This window comes from Providencia sp. JGM181, assembly GCF_018257375.1.
GTDB lineage: Bacteria > Pseudomonadota > Gammaproteobacteria > Enterobacterales > Enterobacteriaceae > Providencia > Providencia lanzhouensis.
Map to the genome: position 1 here is coordinate 1 of NZ_JAERJY010000178.1, position 6,052 is coordinate 6,052.

Here is a 6,052-nt window from a genome sequence, read left to right on the forward strand (position 1 = left end):
GAGTTACTTAAGTATATTTTCTAGAATAAGAATAATAGGAAGAAAAGAAAAGTGTGGGAAATTCTGACAATTTCCCACTGAGTACTTAAAGAAGTTGGTGAGCTCGCGCTAAAATCGACTTGATCATGCCATTTAAACCTTGAGTCCTAGAAGGCGTAAGATGCTGCTCAAGCGCCAATTGCTGGAAAAAGTGTTTTACATCCACAGCAAGGATCTGTTCAGGTGTTTTTCCTTGAAAGAGAATAATCACAATCGCCACTAACCCTTTAACAATAGCGGCATCACTATCTCCGGCAAGAACAACATGACCATCCGGTTGTTTTTGCATATCAATCCACACTTGGCTTTGGCAACCTGCTATCAAGTTATCATCCACCTGTTGAGCTTCAGATAACGCAGGTAATCGCCCGCCCAGTTCAATCATATACAAATAGCGTTCTTCCCAATCTTGGCAACGTGCAAAATTGCGTAATAGCTTCGCTTCATCGGGTAACGCCGACATAATATTTCCTTCTCTCTATCTGCTACAATCTCTATTTGCTGCAATACGGTGACTTCGATATACCATCGGTATCTAGCCAAGTAATTGTTTAACACGCAGTAACGCATTATACAAAGCATCGATATCCTGCTTAGTCGTATAAACACCAATAGATGCCCGACACATCGCAGGAACTTGATAATGTTCCATTAATGGCATAGCACAGTGGTGCCCAGTACGAATAGCAATCCCATATCTATCCAGAAATGCCCCAACATCATATGCATGATGTTCACCTAAATTAAAGGCTATCACGCCTTCACGCTGGTCATTCCCATATAAATGAAGGGAAGGCACTTGCTTAAGCAAATCCGTCGCATATTGCATCAATTGCTTTTCATACGCAAAAGTTTCACTTAATCCTAACTCATTGAGATAGTCTAAAGCTGCGCCTAACCCAATGATACCACTGATATTTGGGGTGCCAGCTTCAAATCGCCATGGAATGTCCGCAAATGTGACTCCTTTTTTCAGGCTGACTTGGCGGATCATCGCCCCCCCCCCTTCCCAAGGTGGCATTTTCTCAAGCAATGCCTTCTTGCCGTAGAGGATCCCAATACCTGTTGGTCCATATAGCTTATGACCTGAACAAACATAAAAATCGCAGTCTAGCGCTTGTACATCCACCTGTTGATGCATCGCCCCTTGCGCACCATCTACCAGGATAGCCAGCCTATTTCCATACTGCTCTGAAATTTCACGCGCTTGTGAAATCAATTTTTTCACCGGATTAACGGTACCAAGCACATTGGAAATATGAGTGAAACTGAAGAGTTTTGTACGCGCATCGATGAGTTGTCCGAGCTGAGTGGTATCGAGGGTACCGTCCTCAAGGATAGGCAGAATTCGGACGTCAAAACCACGCTCTTGCGCCAACATAACCCAAGGAACAATGTTCGCATGGTGCTCCATTTCAGTGATAATAATATTATCACCTTGCTGGATAAACTGGCGCCCAAAGCTATTAGCAACAAGGTTAATCCCTTCCGTCGTCCCTTTGACAAACACTATCTCTTCAGGGGAAGCCGCATGCAAAAAATCCGCGGCTTTTTGGCGAACATTTTCCACCAGCGTGGTGGCATTCGCGCTTAACGTATGAACCCCACGGTGCACTGCCGCGTATTGATGCAACGTAAATTGACTCTCTGCATCCACAACCTGCTGAGGCTTTTGAGCACTCGCCGCGCTATCTAAATAGACCAATGAATGGTTATTCACGGATTGCGCTAAGGCAGGAAAATCCTGCCTGACCGATTCAACGTCAAATGGCATCAGTTTACACCTCCGCTAAACGTTGATGAATACTCGCCATCACCGCCTGTTTTAACCCATCGATAGTAATCGATTCGGTTAACTCAGCTGCGAATGCATTGATAATCATCTGCTTAGCAGCTTGACTATCAATCCCTCTAGAACGTAGATAAAAGAGTTGCTCATCATCGATACGCCCAACCGTTGCTCCATGACCACATTTCACGTCATCGGCATAGATCTCCAGTTGAGGCTTCGTGTCGATTTCCGCTTTTTCACCTAGCAATAAGGTATTGTTAGTCATTTGACCGTCTGTTTTCAGCGCATTAGGGTCAACTTTGATCATCCCGTTGAATACCGCTTTGCTGCTATCCATAGCGATCACTTTATGCAACTGTCGACTATTACAATAACCCGCATTATGTTCAAGATAGCTGCGTGTGTCGGCAATTTCATTACCTTGCGGCAACAACAGGCTGTTTAGCTCAAACTCCGTATTTTCACCGTCAAGACGGCTACTTGTATGATGACGGGTTAGCCCTGCGCCTAATAAAAAGCTGCTACTTTTCACTTGGCTATCACACCCCACCACAATGTCATTATGAGCAAAGTGCTGCGCCTGTGGATTTTCTGTCATCAGCTTGAAATGGGTAAACTGAGCATTATCACCCACTTCGACCGTTAAACGCCCTCCGGTGAGATGCGGTTGGTCATCTAAGCTGATAAAGTGTTCAATCACTTGAGACTGGCTATTATTCCCCAGTGTCAAATGGTAGCGATATTGGCTCATGTTCATCGATTCTAGATCATGGCTACCACTGGAGATATTCAGTAAATAGAGTGGCTTAGTCGCAACTTTATTGGCAGCTAACTGGATGATAAGCGGTTGAGCCGCTAGGCATTCCGTTAAATGTAAGAAAATCTCGCTGTTCACCGCATCTGGTAGCCAGTCTTGGCTATCGAGCAGAGAAATTTGAAATTCCCCCGTATCGACAGAGCTCAGTTCCGCATTGTAGCGTCCATCCACCAACACAACACGATAGGCATTGATAGCTAATGCAAGTGCGTCACTTAGCGGTGCCTGCTGTTCTTGCGAGCTAAAACGGTAGTGGGTATTTAACACGCTGTTTAACGGAGTATAGTGCCAGTCTTCATGACGAAAAGCGGGCAGCCCTACGTGTTTAGCGAGGCTCCAATGGGTTTGTGCGTGCTGAGATTTTCCACCTAATCCTTGCTCATATAGCGTTTCAAAACGGCGCATTGCCTGCTGATTTAAAGCATCAACCGCAGCGCGTTTTTCCGCTCTTTCACTGTTGGTCAATAAGCCAGCCATAGCCTTGCTCCTCCAGTTTTTTCGCTAAACTGAAATCACCGGATTTGATGATTTTTCCTTGATACAGGACGTGAACAAAATCAGGTTTTACATAGTCCAAAATGCGCTGATAGTGGGTCACGATAATAAATGAACGCTCTGGTGTACGTAGTGAATTCACGCCATTGGAGACGATTTTTAGCGCATCGATATCTAAACCCGAATCGGTTTCATCTAAAATACATAACTTAGGCTCTAACGCCGCCATCTGTAAAATGTCATTCCGTTTTTTCTCGCCACCAGAGAAACCTACGTTAACTGAACGGGTGAGCAGGTCTTGTGGCATATCCAACAATTCGATTTTATCTTCGATAAAATCTTGGAAATCAAAGCGGTCTAACGCCTCTTGCTGACGATATTCGCGCACCGCATTCACTGACGTTTGCAGGAAAAATTGGTTACTCACGCCCGGAATTTCAACCGGATATTGGAATGCAAGAAAAATCCCTTCGCCCGCGCGTTCCTCTGGATCTAACTCAAGTAAATCCTTACCGTTGAATGTCACTTCACCACTATCAATTTGGTAATCTTCACGGCCTGCTAGGGTTGCGGACAAAGTACTTTTACCCGAACCGTTTGGTCCCATAATGGCATGAACTTCCCCCGGTTTAATATCCAGAGACAGCCCTTTTAAGATTTCATTACCTTCTACACTTACATGTAAATCTTTAATACTTAACATATCAACATGCCTTTAGCGCTCAAGCGCAACTAAACTCGGTTAGGATCAGCCCACACTGTGTTCTAAGCTGATAGCCAATAATTTTTGTGCCTCAACGGCAAACTCTAGTGGCAATTCTGAGAAAACATCTTTACAGAAGCCGTTAACAATCATTGAGATAGCGTCATCTTCGCTGATCCCACGTTGCAAGCAATAAAACAGCTGGTCTTCACCAATGCGCGACGTTGTCGCTTCATGTTCTAATTGCGCGGTATTGTTCTTCACTTCCACATATGGGAAGGTATGAGCGCCACATTGGGTACCAATCAGCATGGAGTCGCATTGGGTAAAGTTACGGGCGTTATGGGCGCTCGGGAGTATTTTGACAAGTCCACGATAACTATTTTGGCTTTTACCTGCCGAAATCCCTTTTGAGATAATCGTTGAGCGGGTATTTTTGCCGATGTGGATCATTTTGGTTCCCGTATCCGCTTGTTGGTTACCGTTGGTCAGCGCGACAGAGAAAAATTCCCCGACAGAGTTATCCCCTTTTAAAATCACGCTTGGGTATTTCCACGTAATGGCAGAACCCGTTTCGGATTGTGTCCATGACATTTTAGAGTTTTCCCCTTCGCACAGGGCGCGCTTAGTCACGAAATTAAGAATTCCCCCCGTTTCGCTATCACCACCCGAGAACCAGTTTTGAACTGTCGAGTACTTCACTTCGGCATCTTTATGGATAATCACTTCTACAACAGCTGCGTGCAATTGATAGCTATCCCTCACTGGTGCTGAACACCCTTCGATGTAACTCACATAACTGCCTTCATCGGCAATTAAGATTGTACGTTCAAATTGCCCTGTTTTTGCCGCATTAATACGGAAATAGGTCGATAACTCCATAGGGCAACGCACCCCTTTCGGGATGTAAACAAAAGTTCCGTCCGATGCCACGGCTGCATTCAGTGCAGCAAAAAAATTATCGTGACTCGAGACGACGCTACCTAAATATTTTTGAACCAGCTCAGGGTATTCTTGAATAGCTTCGCTGAACGAGCAGAAAATGATCCCGTGCTTGGCTAAATCGCCACGGTAGGTTGTTGATACAGAAACGGAGTCAAAAATCGCATCTACCGCCACTTTGCTCCCTTCACGGACAGGCACACCAAGCTGATTGAAGGCATCTTCAACTTCGCTCGTCAGGTAATTCGCTTCTTCCGCAGCGCCTGTTGATTGTGTCGCGCCTGGCTGTGAACCACAGGCATCATCACACGACCCGCAAGATGGCGCGGAATAATAGCTATAATCTTGGTAATCCAAATTTGGATAATGGGCTTTCAGCCAGTGTGGCTCTTCCATGCCTTTCCAGTGATTAAAGGCATCAAGACGAAATTGCAGCATCCACTCAGGTTCATTACGCTTCGCAGAAATAGCACGAACCACCTCTTCATTTAGCCCTTTTGCCATCTCATCGGTGGCAACTTGGGTAAAAAAGCCTTCTTTATAACGTTTTTCATCAAGCCAGCTTTGAACATCTTCGCCAACTTCTACATTGCTCTGAGACATAATCTAGCTTCACAAGTTAAACGCCGAAGCTTTCACCACACCCACAGGCATGTTGAGCTTTCGGGTTATTAAATTTAAAAATATGGTTAAGCCCTTCTTGGACATAATCCACTACCGTGCCATCAATGAATGGCATTGCTTTTTTAGGCACATACAAGTGTGCGCCATCGAGTTCAAACACTAAGTGGTCATCGGTTGGGTTTTCAATCATCTCGAAGACGTATCCAAAACCTGCACATCCCGACTGTTTCACGCCGAGGGATAGACCTTTACTATTCGGTGTTTGAAGAACTAACTTATTGATCTGTTTAGCGGCACTTGGGGTTAGGCTGACGCCCTGCCATGAATTTTCATCCAATGAAAATGTTTCTACACCACCAGTCATATTGACCTCACTTTTCTTATGGTTTTTCAGCCTGTTATCAGCGATTTCTTCTCTATATGACATGGTAATGATTACCCATATGACTTCAACCATTTGTTTTAAGAGGTTATAGCGATGAGAACGGTTTACTGACAGGATTTTAGTTTATGGAAATATCTAACCAATTAATAATTAAGAAATAAATCTCATTCATGATAATATTTTTTATGTATTATTGAGTACATAAAAATAACACAAATTAATAAAGTGATATTCGGTTTAGTACCACATTCATTG

6 protein-coding genes are annotated in these 6,052 nt (G+C 44.3%); all 6 read right to left on the reverse strand.

The annotated features are described in order from the left end of the window. Positions 1–85: 85 nt before the first annotated feature. Positions 86–502 (reverse strand): cysteine desulfuration protein SufE, encoded by a 417-nt coding sequence (gene sufE / locus JK188_RS15905; RefSeq protein WP_036950416.1) that lies wholly within the window; start codon positions 500–502, stop codon positions 86–88. 72 nt (positions 503–574) lie between these two features. Then, positions 575–1,813, reverse strand: a complete 1,239-nt coding sequence (gene sufS / locus JK188_RS15910; protein ID WP_211885347.1) for a cysteine desulfurase SufS — start codon at positions 1,811–1,813, stop codon at positions 575–577. A gap of 4 nt (positions 1,814–1,817) precedes the next feature. Further along, the gene (gene sufD, locus JK188_RS15915) at positions 1,818–3,125 is read right to left on the reverse strand and encodes a Fe-S cluster assembly protein SufD (RefSeq protein ID WP_211885346.1); all 1,308 of its coding nucleotides are present in this window, start codon (positions 3,123–3,125) and stop codon (positions 1,818–1,820) included. Continuing rightward, a complete protein-coding gene (gene sufC, locus JK188_RS15920) occupies positions 3,100–3,846 on the reverse strand; it encodes a Fe-S cluster assembly ATPase SufC (RefSeq protein WP_211885345.1) in 747 nt (248 codons plus the stop codon). Before sufC ends, sufD begins: the two co-directional genes overlap by 26 nt. Before the next feature lie 45 nt (positions 3,847–3,891). Continuing rightward, positions 3,892–5,391: a Fe-S cluster assembly protein SufB gene (gene sufB, locus JK188_RS15925; RefSeq protein WP_036950424.1), complete on the reverse strand. Its 1,500-nt coding sequence runs from the start codon at positions 5,389–5,391 to the stop codon at positions 3,892–3,894. A gap of 16 nt (positions 5,392–5,407) precedes the next feature. Continuing rightward, complete coding sequence (gene sufA / locus JK188_RS15930; protein ID WP_036950521.1) at positions 5,408–5,776, reverse strand: Fe-S cluster assembly scaffold SufA; 369 nt, start codon at positions 5,774–5,776, stop codon at positions 5,408–5,410. Between the last annotated feature and the right edge of the window lie 276 nt (positions 5,777–6,052).

Bases quoted from the DNA above. Each gene is read 5' to 3' on its own strand.
- sufE (WP_036950416.1), bottom strand. From the start codon at position 502: ATGTCGGCGTTACCCGATGAAGCGAAGCTATTACGCAATTTTGCACGT.
- sufS (WP_211885347.1), bottom strand. From the start codon at position 1,813: ATGCCATTTGACGTTGAATCGGTCAGGCAGGATTTTCCTGCCTTAGCG.
- sufD (WP_211885346.1), bottom strand. From the start codon at position 3,125: ATGGCTGGCTTATTGACCAACAGTGAAAGAGCGGAAAAACGCGCTGCG.
- sufC (WP_211885345.1), bottom strand. From the start codon at position 3,846: ATGTTAAGTATTAAAGATTTACATGTAAGTGTAGAAGGTAATGAAATC.
- sufB (WP_036950424.1), bottom strand. From the start codon at position 5,391: ATGTCTCAGAGCAATGTAGAAGTTGGCGAAGATGTTCAAAGCTGGCTT.
- sufA (WP_036950521.1), bottom strand. From the start codon at position 5,776: ATGACTGGTGGTGTAGAAACATTTTCATTGGATGAAAATTCATGGCAG.